23 protein-coding genes are annotated in these 21819 nt (G+C 40.0%); 3 read left to right on the forward strand and 20 right to left on the reverse strand.

What is annotated here, in order from left to right:
* Positions 1-72: 72 nt before the first annotated feature.
* Entirely contained in the window at positions 73-1017 is a 945-nt protein-coding gene (locus JEU79_RS24925) for a coiled-coil domain-containing protein (RefSeq protein WP_198266617.1), read from the reverse strand.
* Between the two features lie 918 nt (positions 1018-1935).
* Positions 1936-2982: a hypothetical protein gene (locus tag JEU79_RS24930; protein WP_246540717.1), complete on the reverse strand. Its 1047-nt coding sequence runs from the start codon at positions 2980-2982 to the stop codon at positions 1936-1938.
* Between the two features lie 302 nt (positions 2983-3284).
* On the opposite strand from JEU79_RS24930, the gene JEU79_RS24935 reads away from it, so the two are divergent.
* The gene (locus JEU79_RS24935) at positions 3285-3563 is read left to right on the forward strand and encodes a type II toxin-antitoxin system RelE/ParE family toxin (protein WP_174482312.1); all 279 of its coding nucleotides are present in this window, start codon (positions 3285-3287) and stop codon (positions 3561-3563) included.
* A 5-nt stretch (positions 3564-3568) separates the two neighbouring features.
* Entirely contained in the window at positions 3569-3862 is a 294-nt protein-coding gene (locus JEU79_RS24940) for a HigA family addiction module antitoxin (protein WP_343075030.1), read from the forward strand.
* 212 nt (positions 3863-4074) lie between these two features.
* Here the strand turns inward: JEU79_RS24940 and JEU79_RS27210 are convergent, their stop codons facing one another.
* The 13 genes from JEU79_RS27210 to JEU79_RS25005 all read right to left on the reverse strand — a co-directional run bounded on the left by JEU79_RS27210 (position 4075) and on the right by JEU79_RS25005 (position 11899).
* A complete protein-coding gene (locus JEU79_RS27210) occupies positions 4075-4398 on the reverse strand; it encodes a hypothetical protein (protein WP_246540718.1) in 324 nt (107 codons plus the stop codon).
* A 75-nt stretch (positions 4399-4473) separates the two neighbouring features.
* Positions 4474-5376, reverse strand: a complete 903-nt coding sequence (locus JEU79_RS24950) for an ArdC family protein (RefSeq protein WP_198266618.1) — start codon at positions 5374-5376, stop codon at positions 4474-4476.
* Between the two features lie 865 nt (positions 5377-6241).
* The gene (locus JEU79_RS24955; RefSeq protein ID WP_198266619.1) at positions 6242-6427 is read right to left on the reverse strand and encodes a hypothetical protein; all 186 of its coding nucleotides are present in this window, start codon (positions 6425-6427) and stop codon (positions 6242-6244) included.
* Positions 6420-6638, reverse strand: coding sequence for a DUF2688 domain-containing protein (locus JEU79_RS24960; RefSeq protein ID WP_198266620.1), 219 nt, complete (start codon positions 6636-6638; stop codon positions 6420-6422). The genes JEU79_RS24955 and JEU79_RS24960 overlap by 8 nt, the downstream gene beginning before the upstream one ends.
* Entirely contained in the window at positions 6625-6807 is a 183-nt protein-coding gene (locus JEU79_RS24965) for a hypothetical protein (RefSeq protein WP_198266621.1), read from the reverse strand. Before JEU79_RS24965 ends, JEU79_RS24960 begins: the two co-directional genes overlap by 14 nt.
* Before the next feature lies 1 nt (position 6808).
* Complete coding sequence (locus tag JEU79_RS24970; protein ID WP_198266622.1) at positions 6809-7027, reverse strand: hypothetical protein; 219 nt, start codon at positions 7025-7027, stop codon at positions 6809-6811.
* 18 nt (positions 7028-7045) lie between these two features.
* Complete coding sequence (locus JEU79_RS24975; RefSeq protein ID WP_198266623.1) at positions 7046-7531, reverse strand: thermonuclease family protein; 486 nt, start codon at positions 7529-7531, stop codon at positions 7046-7048.
* 17 nt (positions 7532-7548) lie between these two features.
* The gene (locus tag JEU79_RS24980) at positions 7549-8241 is read right to left on the reverse strand and encodes a YiaD family glycine zipper/OmpA-like lipoprotein (RefSeq protein WP_198266624.1); all 693 of its coding nucleotides are present in this window, start codon (positions 8239-8241) and stop codon (positions 7549-7551) included.
* Between the two features lie 27 nt (positions 8242-8268).
* Complete coding sequence (locus JEU79_RS24985) at positions 8269-8742, reverse strand: hypothetical protein (RefSeq protein WP_198266625.1); 474 nt, start codon at positions 8740-8742, stop codon at positions 8269-8271.
* A 446-nt stretch (positions 8743-9188) separates the two neighbouring features.
* Positions 9189-10163, reverse strand: a complete 975-nt coding sequence (locus tag JEU79_RS24990) for a toll/interleukin-1 receptor domain-containing protein (RefSeq protein ID WP_198266626.1) — start codon at positions 10161-10163, stop codon at positions 9189-9191.
* A gap of 8 nt (positions 10164-10171) precedes the next feature.
* The gene (locus tag JEU79_RS24995) at positions 10172-10921 is read right to left on the reverse strand and encodes an ImmA/IrrE family metallo-endopeptidase (protein ID WP_198266627.1); all 750 of its coding nucleotides are present in this window, start codon (positions 10919-10921) and stop codon (positions 10172-10174) included.
* Positions 10918-11355, reverse strand: coding sequence for a hypothetical protein (locus tag JEU79_RS25000; protein ID WP_198266628.1), 438 nt, complete (start codon positions 11353-11355; stop codon positions 10918-10920). Before JEU79_RS25000 ends, JEU79_RS24995 begins: the two co-directional genes overlap by 4 nt.
* Positions 11348-11899, reverse strand: a complete 552-nt coding sequence (locus JEU79_RS25005; protein ID WP_198266629.1) for a sigma-70 family RNA polymerase sigma factor — start codon at positions 11897-11899, stop codon at positions 11348-11350. Before JEU79_RS25005 ends, JEU79_RS25000 begins: the two co-directional genes overlap by 8 nt.
* Positions 11900-12049: 150 nt before the next feature.
* Between JEU79_RS25005 and JEU79_RS25010 the strand changes: the two genes are divergently transcribed.
* Positions 12050-12274, forward strand: coding sequence for a DUF2188 domain-containing protein (locus JEU79_RS25010; RefSeq protein WP_198266630.1), 225 nt, complete (start codon positions 12050-12052; stop codon positions 12272-12274).
* Positions 12275-12495: 221 nt separating this feature from the next.
* Here JEU79_RS25010 and JEU79_RS25015 read toward each other — a convergent pair whose 3' ends face one another.
* Genes JEU79_RS25015 through JEU79_RS25035 form a run of 5 tightly spaced genes read right to left on the reverse strand, consistent with a single transcriptional unit; the run spans position 12496 to position 21799 of the window.
* Positions 12496-15642 (reverse strand): type I restriction endonuclease subunit R, encoded by a 3147-nt coding sequence (locus JEU79_RS25015; protein WP_198266631.1) that lies wholly within the window; start codon positions 15640-15642, stop codon positions 12496-12498.
* A 7-nt stretch (positions 15643-15649) separates the two neighbouring features.
* Positions 15650-18073, reverse strand: coding sequence for a S8 family peptidase (locus JEU79_RS25020; protein WP_198266632.1), 2424 nt, complete (start codon positions 18071-18073; stop codon positions 15650-15652).
* Positions 18073-19083, reverse strand: a complete 1011-nt coding sequence (locus JEU79_RS25025) for an AAA family ATPase (RefSeq protein WP_198266633.1) — start codon at positions 19081-19083, stop codon at positions 18073-18075. Before JEU79_RS25025 ends, JEU79_RS25020 begins: the two co-directional genes overlap by 1 nt.
* Positions 19080-20267: a restriction endonuclease subunit S gene (locus JEU79_RS25030; RefSeq protein WP_198266634.1), complete on the reverse strand. Its 1188-nt coding sequence runs from the start codon at positions 20265-20267 to the stop codon at positions 19080-19082. The genes JEU79_RS25025 and JEU79_RS25030 overlap by 4 nt, the downstream gene beginning before the upstream one ends.
* A complete protein-coding gene (locus tag JEU79_RS25035; protein ID WP_198266635.1) occupies positions 20264-21799 on the reverse strand; it encodes a type I restriction-modification system subunit M in 1536 nt (511 codons plus the stop codon). The genes JEU79_RS25030 and JEU79_RS25035 overlap by 4 nt, the downstream gene beginning before the upstream one ends.
* Positions 21800-21819 lie beyond the last annotated feature (20 nt).

The raw sequence follows: 21819 nt of genomic DNA on the forward strand, positions 1-21819 counted from the left end.
TTCATTTCATTGGAACGGAAAGCCCGGTCCGTAGGGATCGCCCAAAATGTTCCCATGAGAAACTTTTTAACACTAATTTTTGCTTTTTCCCTGATTAGATTTAGCCAAATTCACCAGCTCATTTTGCAGAGATTCATTCTTTTTGTTCAATGATTCGATTGACTGGTTCAGGTTATCGCATCGTTCGTTAAGCCTGGCATTTTCTAACTTTAATTCGGCGTTTTCATGTTCCGTATCGGTGAATTTCTGGAACTGTTTTTTGTATTCTTCCTTTGTTTTTTCTGCCTGACGAGTTAATGAATCGATTTCATCTTTAAGAGACTGGATCAGAGAATTGGATTTTTCAGCATTAATTTCATCTGTTTGAATTTGATTTTGTAACTGCTTGACAGTGGCTTCAAGCGATTCAATTTCTTTCATCTGCTGCTGATTAACGGTGCATAAATGCGCGTTGGTATCCGCCGATGATTGAAGTTCATGATTCAGTGATTTTAATGACTCCCCTCGTTCATCTGCGATAGCCTGAAACTTCGCAACATCCTGGTGTGCAATATCCAGTTTTTGTTCAAATTCTCTCACTCGTTGCTGTTGATTTTCTAGTTGACTGGTCAGGGAATCAATCTGGTTTTCCAACAGGTCTATTTGCTCGCGGTCGTCCCGTTGTTGCATCAGAAACTCGTCTTTTTTCAGCTCATACGCCTGGGTAGCGACTTCAATAGCCTTGTTGATTTCACCTTGAATGACCGGCCAGGTGGAAACCAGGGACTTCTGAATATTCTCACAAGTCGCCCCTACCATATCCTTGAACCAGGGTGACTGAGGTTGTTCAGTAGCGGATTCATCTTCTTTAACAAAGTCATGTTTAAACTTGTCAAGAATTTCAGAACAGCGGCTATAACGGCCACCAACGGCCTGCTGAAGTTTTGCTGGTTTAATGGCATCAATGTCTATACCCTCCGCTAAAAGCTGATGGATAGCATCAATGTATTTTTCTTCGGGTATTTCGGGTCTGGCCATGAGAAGTCCTGCGATCTTAAGAATTAGTTAATTAGTTTGTTACTAACAAACTAATTAACTAACATATTAACAAATAACGAACAAATGTCAATAAAAAGGGTAACGTGGTCAGCTCACCTGGTTATCATAGACGTTACTCCTTGTTCGCTGCTGGTTAGCTCCGGCTCCCCTGCCCCATCACTCTTGGTTTAAGTACCTTGGGTGAAGCCGAAGGCTGAGGGCAAAGCCCTTATTAAAATGAAGTTATCCTGTAAGGATTCCTTATAGTTGGTGCTTGGAAAGTTATTTAAAGGTGTTTGTGTCGAAAAAGAAAAAAGGGTTAGTTTTTAAGTCATCTCTTTCTTTGATAGGGTTTATTGTTGCTTATAGAGCGAATAAGGCAAGTGAGATGGGACAGTAGGGGTGAAGCCGGAGGCTGAGGGGCTTAAGCCCCTTATAAAAGAAGTTGTCCTTTATGGACTCCTTTTAATTTTTTGCCTAATGAAGTTATCAACAAATTGAAAGGACGAATAAATAAAGATTAAATATAAGAATAAAAGAAGAAAAGAATAAGGATTTAGATAGTCATAATAAAATCAAAAAAAACAATACCTTAAATAAATAAAATTTTTTAAAATCGCGGTTATAACTACCACTTTCTTTTAACTCGCGGTTATAACTACCACTTCAGGGGCGAACTCGCGGTTATAACTACCACTTCTCGCGGTTATAACTACCACTTCAGGGGCGAACTCGCGGTTATAACTACCACCTTTTGAAAAAAAATAGGCTTTCTTGTGGCTAAAAATTGACCAATAATTGTACCTCGCGGTTATAACTACCACTTACACGCGGTTATAACTACCACTTCTCGCGGTTATAACTACCACCTACACGCGGTTATAACTACCACTTCCTTGAAGTTATCCACAGAATTAGCTATCTATCTATTTGTATTCCAACAGACAAAGCTTTTGTTTTTCCGTCTTTACAGCGTTTGTTAGCGGCTTTTTGCTCAGAGACAAAGTTTGTTGTTGGTGAAACTGTGTATTTAACATCAACAATTTTCCGGCCTTCTTTTCGGATGTCTTCAGTGAAATTGGCAATGACCCCGCGATCTATAAGCTCTGTGAGTGATGATCTGACTTTCTGCCTATTTTTGTCTTCTGTTTTTTGTTGTAACAGGCCGCTATCACGATAGACCTTGGAATACATAAAGTGATAGGTATTCATAAGATTTGCTTGCTTGAAGCGGTTGATTAACTGTTTATATATCCATCGGGTTAGTTGTTCATTACAGCTCATTAGCCGTTCATAGTTGAATTGCCTGTATTCTAAGGTGTTCACGCTATGACTGATAAAAAGGGGCAGGCGTGCAATGTGTTGCGAGTTAGTATCAGCTAAATAGTCATGACGATTTACACTCACCAGATCTTGTAAAATAGATCCTTTCCAAATTTCTTTCTTTTCTTTATAGAGAGTGATTACACACGAACTCATGACTTCTATGGCGTGTTTGATTTGTTTTTTATCGCGGCTGCGCCCCCTGTTTTTCAGTTCCTTTTGAATCATGCCCAGTGTAAACCGTACCCAACTTTCCGTTTTTTGGGGATTATGAATTCCGAATTGCTGATCTGTAAAAATCTTTTTTAATGCTTCTTCAACTAATTCTTCGGTAACACTGGGAAAAAAGGCTTTGTATTTTCCGTTTTCCTGCTCAATTAAAGCAGGTTGTATTTTTACCGTACAGGGAGAATCATTGTATGAAAAATTCCACTTATAAGGCTCTGCAAGCCCCCCTTCTGTTCTTAATTGACTAATTTGTCGAGGGGTAAAGAAATACTTGGGAATGCTTTCCCAGACCTCAACCATATTAGAGACATCGTTTTTATTATTACTTAAAAACTGGGTAAACAGGTCATATTGAACACTTTTAATTGATTCTTCGGGCGGTTCTTTCATAGGCATTTTTTTCTTATCTCGCACAATATACCCCTTATCCTGATAGGAGTATATAATACTATATACTTTAGGTTATAATATCAACTTCCTTCTTTCCCGAATGAAACATTAACAAATAGAAATAAAAAAGGGCAAACAAGAAGCTTGCCCTTTTGGGATACAGTTAAGTATCACCCTTGGCGGTCATCGGCTCCTCAGCCTGTACCGCGTTTTTAATATTACGCCAGTTAACACGAAAAAACAATGGATTACAAAAAAAAGTAATAAATTTTGCACCGCAAATATTTACTATTGCACAACATTAAATTAGCATGTAAAATCATCTCATGATAAAGAGCTTCAAACACAAGGGATTGCAAAAGTTTTTCACCTCGGGCAGCACGGCAGGGATACAAAGCAATCATGCTCCCCGCATAGAGGAACGCTTACAAGCTCTACACACTGCAAATACAATTGAGGATATGAACCTACCAGGCTGGCGGTTACATGCCTTAAAAGGCGATAAAACCGGCCTATGGTCAATTAATGTCAGTGGTAACTGGCGGATAGTCTTTGAGTTCAAAGACGGCCACGCTTATATTGTCAACTATGAAGATTACCATTAAAAATTATGATTGAACAACACAACCCCATGCACCCTGGGGAATTCATCAAACGGGTGTATTTAATACCCTGTCATATCGGCTCAAATGAGCTTGCCAGAAACCTTAAAGTCAGTGATGGCTTGGTTAGCCGGTTAATCAATGGAAAAACGGACGTATCACCGGCTATGGCCCTGAAATTGTCAAAAGTGTTGGGACGCTCCCCTGAAAGCTGGCTGCAAATGCAGGACAATTTCAACCTGCATCAAGCCAAAAAAGAACTGGATTTAAGCGAGTATGAACCGCTTGAACTAGCAGGGTGACACCGAGGACCACCAAGCGAGCTGGCCGCGTAACCCCGCGATAGGGATTGCAGAGGAAATGAAAGGAAAGGATGAGTTAGGGAAGCTTCGGCCAAGAAAGTGGAGGGACGGAACTTGCTTGACCGTTAGCTGAACTTACTCAGCCGTTTGTTTCATTGGAACGAAAAGCCCGGCCCGTAGGGATCGCCCAAAATATTCCCATGAAAAACGTTTTAAATATTCTTTTTCTCATGCTCAAGCAACGAATCTATTTTTGAAGCTAACGCATAAGTATTGTTGAACCCCTGAAAACCGAGTCTGGTATTCGGAAGAAGATTAAAGGCGTGGACACACGCCTTTAATATATCTTTATATACTTTTAACTCGGAATCACGCGCGAAATGTTCAGCTCTGCCGATAAAATCAGAATCCCACGTTTGAGCCAGTAAAATCGCTTCCGCTAATGTGCAACCATTGGGGTAAGACTCCCTAAGCTTTCCTGCCAAAATAACATTAACGCCATAAAAAGCCTGTTTCCCCGCCTCTGCTTTATTCATTTGTTTATCCTCTTAAATATCATCTTGTCATGCTTACCAAAAAGGCGGTCTTTCGACCGCCGAGCTATAGGAGGATCAGGCGGCATTCTGAGACAGAAAAGACTGGGTAGCCTGCTCTATCCATTCATGCGCTTTTTGTGCTTGCGCTGCGGCCTTGAAAATGGCTTTTTTGTCTTCTCTTAACACACCCAGCCAATGATCTATATAAGACGCATGATCTTGAACGGAACCGGATAAACCTAAACCGGCCATACAGAAATTAGCCCCAAGTTCTGCAACCAGCTCTTCAAAGGCATAAGCCCCTTTAGCCTGCTTGGAATCATAAGGAACACGATCACAACGGCTTTTATGTTTGGTTGCATGAACTAACTCATGTAAAGCCGTGGCATAATAATCATTCGCCGAAATAAAGCGGGTTCTGTCTGGCATAGTAATTTCATCGGTAGATGGCCGGTAAAACGCCCGTGTGCCGCCTTCATGAATCACCACACCTGAAGCCATCAAAACAGTTTCAGCGGCTTCTATGGAGTCAAAACCGCCCTCAAAATTGGTTTTAGGTTCGGGTAATTCAATCCCTTCTATCTGATCCAGATTAAAAACTATAAAAGAGCGCAACATCGGAATTTTTTCTATAATTCCCTCCCCATTTTCGTTGAATTCGCCGGTTTCTTTTTCCCATGTTTTATAAAAAATAACCATGGTTCCCTTTTCGCCTTTTTTAACGTGTCCGCCTTTTGCCGCTGCTTGCTTATAGGTCATCCAGCGAGACGACGAAAAACCGCGCAACTGCTGTTCCATCCACAACAGACAAACATTAATGCCACGGTAAAAATCACCGGATGAATGGTTAACCGGTAACGTCATTTCACCGGAACGATCCCAAGGGCAAACCCAAGGACTCACGCCTTGCTCTAAAGAATCAATAATTTTATCGGTAACTTCTTGGTATAAATCGCGCTTTGATTTTGAATAAGCCATGTTATGAACTCCTAGTGTCTTAAAAAAACCGGTTGGGGCGTGGTGTCCCTCAACCTTGTATATAATTATATATACTTTTATATACTGCGTCAACCTGTTTGTAAACTTTTTAACGTTTCACATGGAACAATATATTAATAAATACAATAATATAGGATTGACAAACCACCCTAAAAGTGATGCTCTTGGTGAGCTGCCGTGGAGAGCTACGAGAACCAAGCCGGTTCTCGTTTTAAATCAGCACGGCTGCGCCGTTCCTCATTTGTCTTCGCTTTTCATAACAAGGGCTTTATTGGTGTTGCCCCCGTTTCGCCGCGTGATTCAATGAGACCGGGCAATTCCATTCTGCCAGGAGAAAAGCGAAGCGTACCTTGCAGAATGGAATTGATTGGTCTTGAATCCACGCAATAGGCGAAACGGGGGCAACATCATTGTTGGAAAGGTGAATACATGATTTTAAAAAGTAAACAGTTGCGGTAGCATCTGTTTGCCCATAATCTAAAAATCAGGATAGTTGCGATAGCATCTATCCCTCATCAGAATAAAGATGAATTATGAAGGGCTTTGCCCTCAGCCTTCGGCTTCACCCAAGGTATTTACAACAAAGGTGATAGGATGGGGATATGAAGAATACAGGGTTACGTGGCCAGCGGACCTGATGGCCCTCGATGTTACCCCGCCGCGATAGGGATTGCAGAGGAAATGAAAGGAAAGGATGAGTTAGAGAAGCTTCGGCCAAGAAAGTGGAGGGACGGAACTTGCTTGACCGTTAGCTGAACTTACTCAGCCGTTTATTTCATTGGAACGGAAAGCCCGGCCCGTAGGGATCGCCCAAAATGTTCCCATGAGAAACTTTCTATCGCTGTCATGATTCAACGTTTAACAAACGCATAGCTGCAACCCGCCCCTGCTCCCATATATCATATTGCCAGCTAGATTTTTCGTAAGGATTTTCATTAGAACTTTTTTTAACACAACCCGCTTTATACCCTTCTGCTTCAATTTTTGTCCCTGCATTGCTTTGGTATTCAAGGTCAATAAATTCAATCATGGCTATTAGTTTGATAAAACTTTTCAGCTAATGCACGACCTTGTTTTAAGGCTATTTCCTGCTCGTTTAAAGGCGAACAATCACTGCAATAGCCTGCGTATTTTGCATGAAGAACATCGAGGCCGTGAATGGATCGGTTCGTCGTCGTAATTTCCTTACCACAGCCGCCTTTACACGGAAGAGTAAAAAACTGAACGCTATTTTTTCTCATAAGGGATTTCCCGTTCAAAATGTGGACCCTCTTTAGAATCCAGTTCAAAAAAAGAACATTGATCAATTTCAGCCGCAAGCAGCATCAATTGTTTCTTTTCCAAAGTCGAATAATAACGACAATGCTCAACAAAAAACCGGCCCGAATGCGGAATTGAAAATTTACACAATTCACACTGCATAATCACAACCTTTTTTCTGAAAGCCAGAAGACCTGGCAAATTCCTCAACCAGCGCATAATTAATCGACTCGCCCGATTCAATATCCCAACTCGGCACCTGATGAGTTTCTTTTAACCAAAGCAACAAATCATTCCAAACATCAGAACGAAACAGCTCATCATCCGACATATCAAAATATTCACAAGCCTGAGACGACAAACGGAACATGCAGAGACCTCCCGAAAATTAATGGCGAGATTGCCTGGCAAGCTTACGCCAAACCCAAGGTTCAATTCGCTGATCAGCCTGCAACCTCCAAAGACCTAAACCAGCGCGTTGCGCAGCCAACTGAAAAGCAGGTAAATCAGCATCCTGATTATATTTAGGATAAACCCAGGCATACCCTAAAGCCACCATTTCACGATTAACATTTAAACCATCATTTACAAAGACAACACCCAAAACACGTTTCCAACGATCCGGTTTAGGTTGCTCAACAACATGAACAACCTGACCAAAAACCAAACCGGACAAAACTTGTTTAGCCTTTTTACCTAAAGGCTGTGATTTTTCAGGACTATCAATATAACTAAGACGAACCTTAACAGAAGTCTTATCATCCGTTAAAACAACAATCGTATCGCCATCGACAACTCGAACAACACGACCATCCAGACCAAAGACCAGAGAAGGAAACCACAAGCCAGCAACTAAAAATAAAAATGTTCTCATGAGAAACTTTTAAAAAATTATATATTCACCGGCTCGATACTCAACTCAACCCGCCGATTCAAAGCACGACCATCACGGGTACTATTGGAAGCAATAGGAAACCGCTCGCTCATCCCCTGTACATAAAGCCTGGAAGGATTCACCCCTTGATGAATCAGATAAGAGGAAACAGACCGCGCTCTATCCTCACTCAATAACTGATTATGTTCAAAGCTGCCTTGAGAATCCGTAAATCCAAAAACTTTCAAGCGGGTATTGCCGAACTCATTCAAAACTAAAGCAACCGAATTGAGCGTTTCATAGAAATGCTGATTAATAGTTGAAGAATTCACTTCAAACGTAACATTAGCAGGCATAATCAGTTTAATATCCTGCCCTTGCCGAACAACGCGAACCCCTGTTTTTTCCAGTTTTTCACGTAGAATCTTTTCCTGGCTGTCCATATAGTAACCCGAACCGCCACCAATAAGAGCACCAGCTCCCGCACCGATACCCGCACCTAAAGCGGCGCCCTTACCGCCGCCGGCAATCGCACCGATAATAGCACCCAGCGCGGCTCCACCCGCTACCCCATAACCAACCCCTTTAGTCGTATTATTCACCTTTTTTTCACCGGTAACGGGATCAGTGCTATGGGTGGCATTGTTGAGCGTAGCACAACCACTCAGAAGAAAAACATTAAGAAGAAATACAACAAAAATCTTTTTCATAAATAATCCTAATCTAAATCAAAAAACTTAAGAATCCGTATTACCGGTGACCTGGTTAATATCACAACGCAATTGATTAAGCATTGCAGACAACTGAAGATGGCATTGATCGTAAAGCTCATGAAGCAAACGAATCTGTCTTCTTACGGTTTCTCGTTCTTCATAACGGGAAACCTTAGCGATGGCCTGTTGCTGTTTGTCAGAATCCACCCCGACATGGATATATTTACGCTTTCCTGCTTCATCGGTCGGCAAGAGCATATACATAATATTGGGTCTGTCAGTTTTATAGTGGATACGTGCTAACAAGCAACCTTGATCCGTTAAAGATTTATCCTTTTTCCTCAGCTTAACAATAATCTCATTAAGCTTTACCAGCTCCTTGTCTATAGTGCAGCCATGCGACATAATAGAGGCGGGATCATCTTCTGCTAGTGTCTTAGATGATTCTACAAGCGGTGAACGTGGTGGTTCACCGCTTACTTTATTTTCATTCGACATAAAGAAAATCCTTAAATGTTCTCATGAGAACATTTGTCAAATTAATGAACATTAACATCAGAGTTAATTCCTAGTGTCTTAGCAAAAGGCTGAAAGTGGTGTTTCAACCATGTATATAATTTTATATACTCTTGTTTTGGATGTCAACATACCCGCGAAGACAATCCTTATAAGTGGGAAAAGTTTCTCATGGGAACATTGAAGGCTTGATAGCCGTATTTAGTATTTTTAAGTCTTACAGACTGGTCTGATTAATACCAGGCGGGGACTGTTTGTTTTGTAAAACCCTTCTAATTTTTCATTTTATTTTATAATCATTACTTTATGCAGTTTTTTAATGATGAGTAAGACAGTAAATTAATGAAACCAGTGGATAAAATCACTTCTTGTGGACAGGCTTACATTTAAGCATGAGAATTGAAATTTATAAATACAAACCGTTACACCTAGTACTGCCTTTTTACTGGTTCAAAAAACATAGTCCAATAATATTCTGCTGCTCCTTCATTGGTAAGAATTTTTTCTGTTCGATGCAAATGTGACATTCCCATTGACTCCAAGCCTAAAATGTTACCATTGTCTTTGATACTCATACTTTCATTGAAGCTATTCCCTTGACCAAGCCCAGAGCTACTATACATTATCGATGATGAACCTTTTGAGCCAAGAAAATCGCCGAGCCAAATACCGCATTTAGAAGCTTGTTTCCCATTGATGTATATTATGGATTCAAATGAACGAGAATCAACCTTTTGAAAATTGGTATTTGTCCCAGGGTTTCGGATTTTAAGTTCTTGTAGTGATCCTTCAAAAAAACGTGCCATATAATCGAAAGCCTTAGTAATAAAAGTGTCTTTGTCGTGATCTGAAAAAGCCTTTGGTATGGCTAGATTACTTGAACGTGGCAATTCTGGTTTACTGGGTACTGAAGTTGGAATGCTTATACTTTTAAATGAACTGGTTGCCGTGGAAGGTATTTTCGCAGTCAAGTGTTTGGCTACTGTTTCAATGTTTTGGATAATTTCAAGGAATGCATCATCTAAACTGAGATATTTTTCAACTGGTTTACCATCTTTTGTCGCTGCTTGAAGCTGTCCAAAAGGTAGTCCAGTCCAATGACATGGACGCAGGATAATAGGAACAACAACTGCTTCCTTACGATTGTGGCGTGCAAGTGCTTCTGTCATTTCTAGTTCATAGCAATAACGAGAGGAAATGAAATCAGAGCTTATTAACAAGAGTATGATATCAGCTTGGCGTAACTCATCATCAATCCGGTCTGCCCATTTTTCACCTGAGATAATTCGCCGATCATGCCAGGTTTCTACAATGCCCTGATGTTGTAAGCATGTTAGATGTTTTTGGAGTTCGTTACGATAATTGTCATCAACATGAGAGTAAGATATAAAAATCTTTATCATATATTTCTTCAATTGAAAGTTAGTAAAGACAAAACATCACCTTCTATTGTTTGTATGCTTTGTTCGTAAATATTTTGATTATAGGCTTCTCTGCAATTGAACCATTTATCTGCGCCTATTTTTCTAGGTGATGTTTGATCATGTTCTCTGCCATATAGAATATCCATTGCGCTACTTTCATAATGCAATTCATTTTTTGGAAAAAAATGAATTGGTATCTTTGTGTTGCGTGTAAACCATTTTCGACCTAATTGCCCATTACATACAAGTACAGAAGGCCAAGAACCACGTTCAACCAAACTTATTGCTGTCGCAGGTATACTTGTTCCAAAAGATTTGGCAGTTTTTCTTATGGTGTCAAAATTTAGCTTTTTAAACTTATTCAAATATGGGCGTACAATATAGTTTGGCAATAATAAATTAGAAGCAAATTTATCAGCCTGTCTTTCTAATATTGCCACATCCGAATGATGACCTCCGATATCATCGGCCCTACAAACTAGGGTTCTACCTCTGTGATAATACCAGTGTCCAATTTCATGCCCTATAGAAAATTGTTGCCTCACTTTTGGGCTGCTAGAGTTAACTGTAATAATGGCTTTATTATCAGAACCAACAATACGTGCTTCACATCCATCTAGCGGTCTTCTTTTTATTGTTGCACCAACATGATATGCGATAGCTTCAAGGTCTATTTCTTCTGGTTCAGTAATTCCTAGTTCTTGAAGCAGTTGCTCTGCTTCAGTAAGTCCATTCATTTTTTATTGCCTTCTTCGTCTATTAGACCAAGTTCCAGCATATCTTCAAACATTCCCTCAATATCATTTTCTGTTTGTATACCTTCACCTTTACGGGCTGCAAGTGTCAATTTTTGGTTAAGTTCCGGATCTTTTGTCGTAAAGTTTTCTATTACAGATTTTTTTTGAGCATTAGAAAGGGATATGACATTACTTTTTGTGGTCATTTTTTTATATTCATTAACTTGTTTTTTAGCTTCAGTTAATTTGATTTTTGATGCACGTAAAACTGCACTATTTATAACGTCACGTATATGATTGTTTTCTTCTGATAGATCATTAAACTGTTCTCCTGCCTCTAATAATATTTCTTTATCACTGAGTTCAATAATATCTTCTACTAATGCATCAGTCAGTTTTTCAAGTTGCTCTATGCTGGTGATTTTTTTAGTCATTTTCTCTACCATTTGGATAATGTTTATTTAAACTTCTCCTTAGCCTTTTTTGTACACTACCGTATTTTGTTCTATCCCATCCCCAAAATTCACATATTTCATTGGGTGTGAATCCATCATAAAGTCCCATTAAATAAGAAGTTATATCTTCATCATCTTTGAACAATTCTAAAATCGAGTTCAATTCTTGATAAGCAGTGGCCTTTTCTTCTGGTGAAACAGATTTATCCTGTAATGATGAAGTTGAATCATCAATAGATTCATGCTTTTCGTTTTTCCTCCTTTCGTTGAAAGCAATACTCCGCATGGTTTGAGATATAAATGCTATTAAAGAGACATTAATAGGATATTTTCTTTTTCCTGAAAGGGCTCTAAAAATGGCTTCATTTAGTATTTCATCAACATCCATTGAACAATGATAAGAGTATTGTTTTGCAATACTATGTAATCTACAAATATCGACCTCTGATAAATTCTTAATTGCATTGTTAATATCTAATGGCGACCAAAATTCATCTGCTTCTTCGACAAATTCTACATGCATGTTTTTTCCTATAGTACGTACATATATGAATGCTCATAGCAATATAAAATGCGGACAAAAATAATTTTCAGTTTAATGTCCTGGATTAATAACCTGGTGAGCATTAAGTAATAATGGGGCTTCCCAGACAGAAACGAAAGAGGCTTAAAAATGAGTAAGAAAAATCAACATGTTGTTCCACACGGTGATGACTGGGCTGTAAAAGGCGCAGGTAATAGCAAAGCCACATCAGTGCATTCGACTCAAGGGGAGGCAATTGAACGTGCTCGTGAAATTGCACAGAACCAGCAGTCAGAGCTTTTGATTCATGGTGAAAATGGCCGTATTAGAGAGAAAAACTCTTACGGAAATGACCCTTATCCACCAAAAGGGTAATTAACCTGGCTTCGGGTACTTATATCCGAAGCCAACCTGATTTTTAATTAAAGGAACATAATAAAAATACAAGGCGCAGTTATAAAAGATCAAGGTGTATCATTTGCAATTGTTATCGTGAAACAATTTGTAATCCAGTCACAAATAGAGTTTCAGAAATCGGTAAGGTCTTTTTCAAGTTGCTTTCCGGTTTTATCTTTATAAAAACGCTAGGGCTAAAATTATGTTGTCGTTAATTCAGTAGCGATCATTTCAGCTTGTTTAAGGACGGTTTCAGTAGCAAGTAATTGCATATCTGGCGGATAGCCAAATTGTCGTAAGGTTCTTTTTACAATCACTTTTAATTTGGCTCTTACACTTTCTTTTATCGTCCAGTCAATTGAAGCATTTTCCCGTACTCTTTTCGTCAATATAACCGCTAATTCGCGTAATTGATCGTGCTGCATGAGTTCTTTTGCACTTTCATTATTGGCAACTGCCGTATAAAACGCATATTCAAAATCAGTAAGCCCAAGTGTTTTCGCTTCATTATCTGAGGCGACAATTTCCTTACTGATTTTAATCAGCTCATCCATGACCTCAGCGGCAGTCAGGATTTTGTTCTGATATTTTTTAATCGCTATTTCGAGCATTTCCATTAAGGATTTGCTTTGTACTAGGTTCTTTTTAGCCCGAGCTTTCAGCTCGTCATTAAGCAGTTTTTTAAGCACTTCCAAAGCTACGTTTTTATGCTCCATGCCTTTAAGTTCGAGTAAAAAATCTTCGGAAAGAATGGAAATATCCGGCTTTTTGATTCCGGCAGCATCGAATACGTCAATGACCTGTTCAGATACCAGGGCTTTGTCGATTACTTGGCGAATGGTGGTTTCAATTTCTTCATTGGTCTTGCCGGAGCCCGTGCCATCAAATTTAGCTAGCCGTGCTTTGACCGCTTGAAAAAATGCCACTTCATCTTTGGCTGCCATGGCTTGTTCATGAGGAATAGCAATGGCGAAGGCTTGGGATAATGCGGTAACTTCGTTGATATAGCGTTTTTTGCCGTCTTTCAGACCCAAAATATGTTCTTCGGCGGCCAGGATAAGGGAAAGTTTTTCGGAAGTATCCGCTTCAAAATAATCTTCATAAGCAAACCCGTGATACATTGCAGAAATCACTTCGAGTTTTTCCAGCATCACCTCAACTGCTTGTTCTTGCACTAAAGTCGGATCACCTTTACCGCCCGCATCAGAATAAAAGGATAAGGCTTCTTTTAAATCGGAGGCAATGCCTAAGTAATCCACCACCAGGCCGCCCGGCTTATCCAGATAAACCCGGTTTACCCGTGCAATGGCTTGCATCAAATTATGGCCTTTCATTGGTTTGTCGATATATAGCGTATGCATACTTGGCGCATCAAAGCCAGTGAGCCACATATCGCGGACAATAACGAGCTTTAATTCATCGTCATTGTCTTTCATACGTTCAGCTAGGGCTTTACGTTGCTTTTTAGTGGTGTGATGTTGAGCCATTTTGGGCCCATCTGACGATGAGGCCGTCATGATGACTTTAATAGCGCCTTTATTTAGATCATCAGAATGCCATTCCGGTTTGAGTTTGATGATTTCATCATATAAATCCACGGCAATGCGACGAGACATGCTCACGATCATGCCTTTACCGGCAAACACTTCCTGCCGTGCTTCAAAATGACTGACAATATCTTTAGCAATATTTTGAATTCGCTGATGACTACCAATTAACGCTTCAATTTGCGTCCATTTGGCTTTAGCTTTTTGCGTATCAGTCAGATCTTCTTGGTCTAGCTCCTTGTCTAGCTCGGCAATTAGTTTTTTTCCTTCATCGCTCAAACTCACCTTCGCCAGGCGGCTTTCATAATAGATGCGAACCGTAGCGCCATCTTCGACCGCTTGGGCAATATCGTAAATATCAACATAATCCCCAAATACTGCCGGTGTGTTGACATCGGTTTTTTCAATCGGTGTGCCGGTAAAGCCTAAATAAGTGGCATTGGGCAAAGCATCACGCAGATATTTAGCAAAGCCGTAAACGACTTTTTTACCGATGACTTCCCCGTGTTCGTTTTTTTCATCCGCAGTTTTGGCTTTAAAGCCATATTGGGTGCGGTGCGCTTCATCGGCAATAACGATGATATTACGCCGGTCGGATAATTCATCATAGACATTACCTTCTTCCGGCTGGAATTTTTGGATCGTGGAAAAAATTACGCCGCCTGAGGCCACTTTTAACAGTTCTTTGAGTTGTTGTCTATCTTCGACCTGCTTAGGTTCTTGCCGTAATAACTGAGCTGAGGCGGCAAAGGTATCAAACAATTGATCGTCAAGATCGTTACGGTCGGTAATCACCAACACGGTTGGATTATCCAAAGCCAACACGATTTTGCCGGTATAAAATACCATGGAAAGTGATTTGCCAGAACCTTGCGTATGCCAAACTACACCGGCTTTTTGGTCTCCACCAATGCTTACAGCGGTCAAGGTTTTATTAATCGCTTTATTCACAGCATAGTATTGATGATAAGCCGCGATTTTTTTAACCGTGTTAATGCTAATTACACCGGTTTTTAAGTCTTCTTTTTTGGATTTTTCAAACACCACAAAATACCGGATCAAATCCAGCAAGGTGGTTTTGTTCAGCATCCCGTTGATTAGGGTTTCAAGCTGGCTGACCAGGTGTGAAGCTTCCGCTTTGCCATCTTCGCTTTTCCAGGCCATAAACCGGCTTAATCCTGCCGATAAAGAGCCTGCTTTGGCTTCCAAGCCATCAGAGATCACCAATAAAGCGTTATAGGTAAACAGGCTTGGGATTGTCTGTTTGTAGGTTTCTAACTGTTTATAAGCGGATTTAATCGTGGCGTTTTCATCGGTTGCATTTTTAAGTTCAATGACGACTAGCGGTAAGCCATTGACGAAAAGGACAAGATCAGGGCGTTTATTTTGGTTATTTTCAATAACCGTGAATTGATTAGCGACCACAAATTCATTGTTTTCTGGGTGTTCAAAATCAATCAGCCAAACCAGATCACCGCGATCCTGTCCATCTTTCTGAAAGCTAACATTGATCCCTTCAGTCATCATCCGGTGGAAAGTTTCGTTATTCGTCAGTAATTCCGGTGAATGGATGCGTTCTACCTCTTTTTGCGCTTCTTGTAATGAAGAGAGTGGAACGGATGGGTTGATGCGCTGAAAGGCTGAAAACAGCCGGTCTTTTAAAATCATCTCATCATAATGGCTACGCTCTGGCCTTTCGCCATCAGGGGCAATATCCGGTGCATGGATGTATTGATAGCCTTGTTTTTCAAACAGCTTGATAGCAAAGTCTTCAATGGCGTTTTCGGTGAGATTGGTCATTTAATTCTTATCTAACCCTTGTTCTTGTCTGAATATTTGTTCTGATGGCATTATAAAGTTCTATTTCTTTTTCATGCTCAAATATCACTGAAATGCAATAATCTTGCTCTCTGTTTGCATCCGTTATCCATTTATTAAAATTCAAAAGAACCAGTGATACAGGCGAGGAAGGTCTGCTATTAGGTTCTCTCTGATATAATTTCCATGCCTTTTGGTGACAACCTGCTTTTCTGATGTTTGCGCCTGGAAAAAAATCGATCTCGTATTTTTTCAAATCATTAGGTACTCCGATCTGTTCAGAATTTTCTGAAATTACACCATATTTTTCTATTAAGATCTGGGGATTCACTGAATGAAATAGGTGAAATTCCATGCGGTTACCTAAATAACTATCACCACGTGTTGCACGGGTTTCAGGCGTAAAAGTAAGGGTGATGCTTATTTTTTTCTTTCCGGATTCAGTAAAAAAAAGTTCTGGTAGTTGGAGTGAATAAACCTTGATTTGGTTAAGTGCGATTTTCCCTTCATCCCAAAGAACTGCTCGGTTATCGAAGGAATATAAAGATTTATCGTAATTGCTCAATCCGTAACCACAAACAGACAAATGACATTGTTCAGCTTTTTTCTTGTTTTCAGTGCAATAAAAATCCTTATTTGGCGAGAAAGGGTAATCTGCTCCTGCCAACAACATGTTCTTAATAAAGTTGGCTGATTTATCCGGAAAATGGTTAGCTATTTTCCCAGCAAGATGAGCAACCTTTGGTGCCGAAAAGCTTGTGCCTGTATAAAATTGGATAATATTATCCATCACCCTATTATTTAAAAGAGCAAGCTTACCGCCTTTATCTTCCACAATACGTCCATAATTGTCTGAAAGAATCAGGTTTCCCCCGTATTCAACCAACTCCGGTTTAATCATTCCATTGATTCCAAAACCAGTTCTAGTAAATGGGGAGGGTTGATTGTATTTTGCTATTGCTGTTTTAATATCCTCCGCACCATATCGCTCATTTTCAATTCGAATTTCATCTGCAATTGAGCCAATACTCAATGCCAGAGCAGATGTTGCGGGGTTTATGATCTTAAAATCTTCATTTTCTATAAGATATCGTGGATAGTTTTCAGTAATTTCATTAATGGGTTCAAAAAAATTTAGCGGGGATTGATTACCAGCAGATACTATGAAAACAACGTGAGGAAAAGTAAAGGCAAGTTCATCAATCAAAGCTGCCAGTGGCAATTGACGAGAATAATGCTTGTGCCATATTTCATGGTGATTACCTAACGAAATGTTGACTACTTTGATTTGGTACTCAGAGTTGGATAAGAAGTTTTCTACAGCATCTTTAAACTGATGTTCGATTAGTTTTTCTGGATCATAAACTGCCGATACTGTCCCTGTAATACCATTTGTTTCTGCATACATCACCTTGGCAGAGAATAGCCAGTTTGAAGGGGAAAAGTTTTTGTTATTCAGGCACTCCTCAATATCACCATAAACAGCACAACCGGCCACGGCGGTTCCATGTCCAACAGTATCTTGTGTTTCTGTTTCTCCCGATTGGAAGTTTTCTTCATCGCCAACACATGTTTGCAGCATAGGATGATTAGAAACAATCCCTGAATCAATCACTAAAATTCCTGTAGCATTTTCTTCAGGTGCTTTGAATTCAATGCTTTCCACATCGGGTTGCATCATTTCAAAGGGGTTAAATTGAACCATAGAAGGCCTATCGGCACGGGCAACTTCTTTTAATTGAATGACTTCATCAAAAATAGTTTTAGTGAGTTTTACCCTGAGTAAGACAAAGGATTTTGTTATCAGAGTGTCAGAAATTCTGAATTGGGAAAAATCAGGGTAAGATTCTTTCATTTGTTGGATGAACCGTTCATTTCTCTGCTTATCATCCATTTTCCACAATTCAAGATCAATAAAATCAGCAGTATCATCCAAAGGTTGTATTTTTAGTCGTTCACCAATCTTTTCTTCCAATGGGATTTCATCAAATGACTCAATGGCATGGAAAAAATCGTAGTTTGCTCCTTCCTCTGAGCCATACGTGCTCAGTTTTTTTTTGAATCGGCTTAAGTCATCATCGTCGCTGAATACAACCCAAAAGCCCTTTCTCCCTTCTGCAACTGATAAAACATGGATACCCATAGATACCAACGTTTTCTCAAAAGCATCAGGCGAGACGCTTTGGTTGATTTCTATTTCAAATATCAACGTGGGGTCAATTTTCCCGGAAAGCTGGTTTTTTAATGTGGAAAATTTACTGCTTAAGCTTTCGGCTTTTTGGGTTGCTTGTTGTGAAAAGTGGGCTTTGTTTCTACCTTGCGGTAATGAGAACCCACCCCCAGTATTCCTACGTTTTTGCCGTTCAATATTATCTTGAAATAAAGGGAGTTTCAGATGTTGATGTTTTTCCATTATTCATCCCTCTGTCCATTTTTTTTAATTTTTTCTCGGCGGATAAATTGTTCAATTGCTGTTTCCAAGTCCCCCATTTCCAAAATGTTTCTTGCATCAATAATGACGGACTTCATAGCCTCTTCTGTGACCATTTTTATATCCGCTGGTGATAATCCCTGACTGGTTATTGCAGCTTTTGATAGGTTAATTTTTTTATCGCGTTTGATTGGTCGTAAAAAACGCTCAAAAAGTTTTTTACGAGCTTCTTCATCAGGCAGTACATAATCAATAACTGCATCGAAGCGCCTCCAAATAGCACTGTCGAGCATATTCTGGTGATTAGTGGCAGCAAACAAGATGCTATCGCCTTTGAAGTTATCCAGCATTTGCAAAAAGTTATTGACCACCCGTTTGATTTCGCCATGTTCATAAGCGTCATCACGGTTTTTGCCGATAATATCAAATTCATCAAAGAGTACTATCCAAGTATCGTTTTCAATAAAATCAAAAACTTTTCGTAGATTTCCTGCTGTTTCTCCCAAATAGGATGAGATAATTGCATCAAAACGAATATAAACTAAGGGAATATTTAGCATAGAGCTAATGATTTGTGCGGAAAATGTTTTGCCTGTTCCTGGATCCCCACAGAGCAGAATTTTCTTTTTATAGCTTAGGTTATAGGTCGCTAAAATATCTGCATCCTTAAATTCACGGACAATGCGTTCTAGCTGGTCTTTGGTGTAACTGGATAAAATAAGGCTGTCGAAATCCTGTTCAAAATGCTGTATTTCCAACAAAGGAAAGCCTTTCTCCGTATCTCTTGGAATCGGAAGGCTTTGTTTGAAGCGTTTTGCATTGTTCGAAACGCACGCAGATTGATACAGTGCTTTTTCAAGCTCCTTGGCAACAATTGTATGTTTCTTGCGTTTTTCCCTTTCAATATATTCTCTTGCTGTCTGTATAAAGGCTTCGTTATCCTTGTTATTAAATGACAAGAAGAGTTGTTTTATTAGTTCTGAATTCGTCATGTTTTTAACTCCTTGTCATATTGTATCCGAACTTCACCGCTCATCAGTTTGGGTAATAGGGTATCACGGAGTTTTTCTAGTGATTTTATTTGTTTTGAATTTGCTATTTCCTTGTCGAGTATAGGATTCATTTGTTTTGACATGGCTTCGATTTCTTCAGGAGAAGGAATCAAAACTATTGCTGTATCCAAGTCGCCGCGTTTGATATGCCCCATTGTGGTTGCATGGCTTCTTGAAATGGATATGAATTCATCAAGGTGGTGTTTGCACCACATGAGATAAAACCACTTTGGAAAATCATCTGAGGCAACCTTAAAAAGGTGTTGATTCAACACGCACCTTTCACCATCCCAAACTTTAACCATCAATGATGCTGACCATGCAAAAATTACATCACCATTTTCTACAATATATTCAGGTTTAACCTCGCTCGTAACCCAATCAGATGATTCTGAAATTCCATTGCTAAGTTCCTTGATTTTTAAAACTGGGAGTTTTTCTAAATCATTTTTAGGTGGAAATTTCTGACAAGCTAGACCATTCAAGAAATTAGCAACGTTGCTTAATGGCTTCTCCTCCCAATCCTCCTGTGCCTCCTCAATAAACCACTGGCGAAACAACGTTTCCGCCATCGCCTCCAGGGTTTTGTTCTGGCGGTGCAGAAGGTCGATTTTATCGTCTAGACTGGACAGGACGGAGGCTATGGCTTTTTGTTCTGGAAGGAGTGGAAGGGCTATTTCAAAGTTTTCGATCATTCCTTTTGTTAGCGCTCGTCTTGTAGCGCCTATTTCTGATTGCGATAAAAGCTCCTCTTTCATCGCTTGAAGCAAGTAAAGAATAAATAAATAATCGGCCTGTTCTGAATTCAAACGAACTATAGATACATGCTGATTAACTCTTGCGGGTAAGATCGAATTCGGTACTAAGCAGCATCGAGCCACACTATCTCCTGTTATGTTCAGTAATACATCATTTTTCTCAACAGTTACGTTTTTTAGTTCATAAGCTTGAGTTTCGTCAATGAAAGCTAAGCCATTTTTTGAAAACTGAAAGTCTAAAACATTTTGACTACGAATTAAGGATATTCCAGCTTCTTTGTAAGCATTACTCCCACCTCTTGGTGTAGCCCCACTACCAATTTTTGATGAAATTGCCCCAAGAGTAGTTTGATTCCACTCACTCATAACCTCACCTTCGCCAGATTTTCAGCAATGGCTTTATTCAGCTCGGCTTCTTCCGCTAACTGCGCGTCAAATTCTGCTTTCAGCGCAGTAAAGCGTTCCTTGAAATCGAAATCATCTTCTTCTATTGACAAGCCAACATAGCGTCCCGGTGTTAAGACATAATCCAGTTCCTTGACTCGCTCAATTGGAGTGGATGCGCAAAATCCCTTAATGTCTTCATACTCACCTTCACCGGTTCGCCAGGCATGGTAGGTGTCGGCGATTCCCTTAATATCCTCGTACGACAGTTCACGGGTACGGCGGTTAATTAGATACCCCATATTGCGAGCATCAATGAACAGAATTTCATTTTTGCATGGATGGCCGTTGCTTCTGGAACGGTTCATAAACCACAGTGCCGCCGGAATCTGGGTATTCAAAAACAACTTGGCGGGCAGGTTTACGATGCAATCAATTAAATTACCATCTTCGATTAAGGCTCTGCGAATGTCGCCTTCACCACTGGTTTTGCTGGTCAGTGCGCCTTTGGCTAAAACGATCCCGGCTTTGCCGGTTGGGGACAGGTGATAAATAAAATGCTGGAGCCAGGCAAAATTAGCGCTACCGGATGGTGGGGTTCCATATTGCCACCTGCCATCATTACGCAGTAAATCACCGCTCCAGTCGCTGTCATTAAAAGGTGGATTGGCAATAATGAAATCGGCTTTTAGGTCTTTATGGGCATCATTTAAGAATGATCCTTCGTTGTTCCATTTGACTTGTGAGCTATCAATGCCACGAATGGCCAGGTTCATTTTTGCCAGCCGCCAGGTGGTCTGGTTGCTTTCCTGGCCGTAAATGGAAATATCGTTGATTTTGCCCTGATGTTCTTCGACAAATTTTTCTGATTGCACAAACATCCCGCCCGAACCACAACAGGGATCAAAGACGCGACCTTTGTAGGGTTCCAGCATAGAAACCAATAATTCTACGATACTACGAGGCGTATAGAACTGTCCGCCTTGCTTGCCTTCCGCCAAGGCAAATTCACCGAGGAAATATTCAAACACATGCCCTAGAATATCGGCACTTCGTGATTTGGCATCACCAAGCGCTATATTGCCGACCAGATCAATTAGGCCGCCCAGATTAGTTGGATCAAGATTTTGCCGCGCATAAACTTTGGGTAATACGCCTTTGAGCGAAGAATTTTCTTTTTCAATGGCATCCATTGCGGCATCAATAAATTTGCCAATTTCAGGTTGTTTAGCTTTAGCAAGTAAAAATGACCAACGGGCTTCTGGCGGTACGAAGAAAACATTTTCCGCCTTGTATTCGTCCTTGTCTTCAGGATCGGCTCCGGCATATTCACCAACACCTGCTTGCAGTTTGGCGAAAAGTTCTTCAAATGAATCCGAAATATATTTAAGGAATATTAAGCCGAGTACCACATGCTTATATTCTGCTGCATCAATATTTTTTCGTAGTTTGTCAGCGGCTTTCCAAAGCTGTTTTTCTAACAGTTCTTCTTTGGTGTTTTTTGCCTTTGCCATGTGATGTCCTTTTAGTATTT

The organism is sulfur-oxidizing endosymbiont of Gigantopelta aegis (assembly GCF_016097415.1).
Lineage (GTDB): Bacteria > Pseudomonadota > Gammaproteobacteria > GRL18 > GRL18 > GRL18.

Coding starts and splice junctions, on each gene's coding strand:
- JEU79_RS24980 (WP_198266624.1), bottom strand. CDS start 8,241: ATGAAAAAGATTTTTGTTGTATTTCTTCTTAATGTTTTTCTTCTGAGT.
- JEU79_RS25030 (WP_198266634.1), bottom strand. CDS start 20,267: ATGAGTGAGTGGAATCAAACTACTCTTGGGGCAATTTCATCAAAAATT.
- JEU79_RS24925 (WP_198266617.1), bottom strand. CDS start 1,017: ATGGCCAGACCCGAAATACCCGAAGAAAAATACATTGATGCTATCCAT.
- JEU79_RS25010 (WP_198266630.1), top strand. CDS start 12,050: ATGAGTAAGAAAAATCAACATGTTGTTCCACACGGTGATGACTGGGCT.
- JEU79_RS24955 (WP_198266619.1), bottom strand. CDS start 6,427: ATGATTGAATTTATTGACCTTGAATACCAAAGCAATGCAGGGACAAAA.
- JEU79_RS25035 (WP_198266635.1), bottom strand. CDS start 21,799: ATGGCAAAGGCAAAAAACACCAAAGAAGAACTGTTAGAAAAACAGCTT.
- JEU79_RS25015 (WP_198266631.1), bottom strand. CDS start 15,642: ATGACCAATCTCACCGAAAACGCCATTGAAGACTTTGCTATCAAGCTG.
- JEU79_RS24990 (WP_198266626.1), bottom strand. CDS start 10,163: ATGATAAAGATTTTTATATCTTACTCTCATGTTGATGACAATTATCGT.
- JEU79_RS24940 (WP_343075030.1), top strand. CDS start 3,569: ATGATTGAACAACACAACCCCATGCACCCTGGGGAATTCATCAAACGG.
- JEU79_RS25025 (WP_198266633.1), bottom strand. CDS start 19,083: ATGACGAATTCAGAACTAATAAAACAACTCTTCTTGTCATTTAATAAC.
- JEU79_RS24985 (WP_198266625.1), bottom strand. CDS start 8,742: ATGTCGAATGAAAATAAAGTAAGCGGTGAACCACCACGTTCACCGCTT.
- JEU79_RS25000 (WP_198266628.1), bottom strand. CDS start 11,355: ATGACTAAAAAAATCACCAGCATAGAGCAACTTGAAAAACTGACTGAT.
- JEU79_RS27210 (WP_246540718.1), bottom strand. CDS start 4,398: ATGAATAAAGCAGAGGCGGGGAAACAGGCTTTTTATGGCGTTAATGTT.
- JEU79_RS25020 (WP_198266632.1), bottom strand. CDS start 18,073: ATGGAAAAACATCAACATCTGAAACTCCCTTTATTTCAAGATAATATT.
- JEU79_RS24970 (WP_198266622.1), bottom strand. CDS start 7,027: ATGTTCCGTTTGTCGTCTCAGGCTTGTGAATATTTTGATATGTCGGAT.
- JEU79_RS24935 (WP_174482312.1), top strand. CDS start 3,285: ATGATAAAGAGCTTCAAACACAAGGGATTGCAAAAGTTTTTCACCTCG.
- JEU79_RS24960 (WP_198266620.1), bottom strand. CDS start 6,638: ATGAGAAAAAATAGCGTTCAGTTTTTTACTCTTCCGTGTAAAGGCGGC.
- JEU79_RS24995 (WP_198266627.1), bottom strand. CDS start 10,921: ATGAATGGACTTACTGAAGCAGAGCAACTGCTTCAAGAACTAGGAATT.
- JEU79_RS25005 (WP_198266629.1), bottom strand. CDS start 11,899: ATGCATGTAGAATTTGTCGAAGAAGCAGATGAATTTTGGTCGCCATTA.
- JEU79_RS24950 (WP_198266618.1), bottom strand. CDS start 5,376: ATGGCTTATTCAAAATCAAAGCGCGATTTATACCAAGAAGTTACCGAT.
- JEU79_RS24975 (WP_198266623.1), bottom strand. CDS start 7,531: ATGAGAACATTTTTATTTTTAGTTGCTGGCTTGTGGTTTCCTTCTCTG.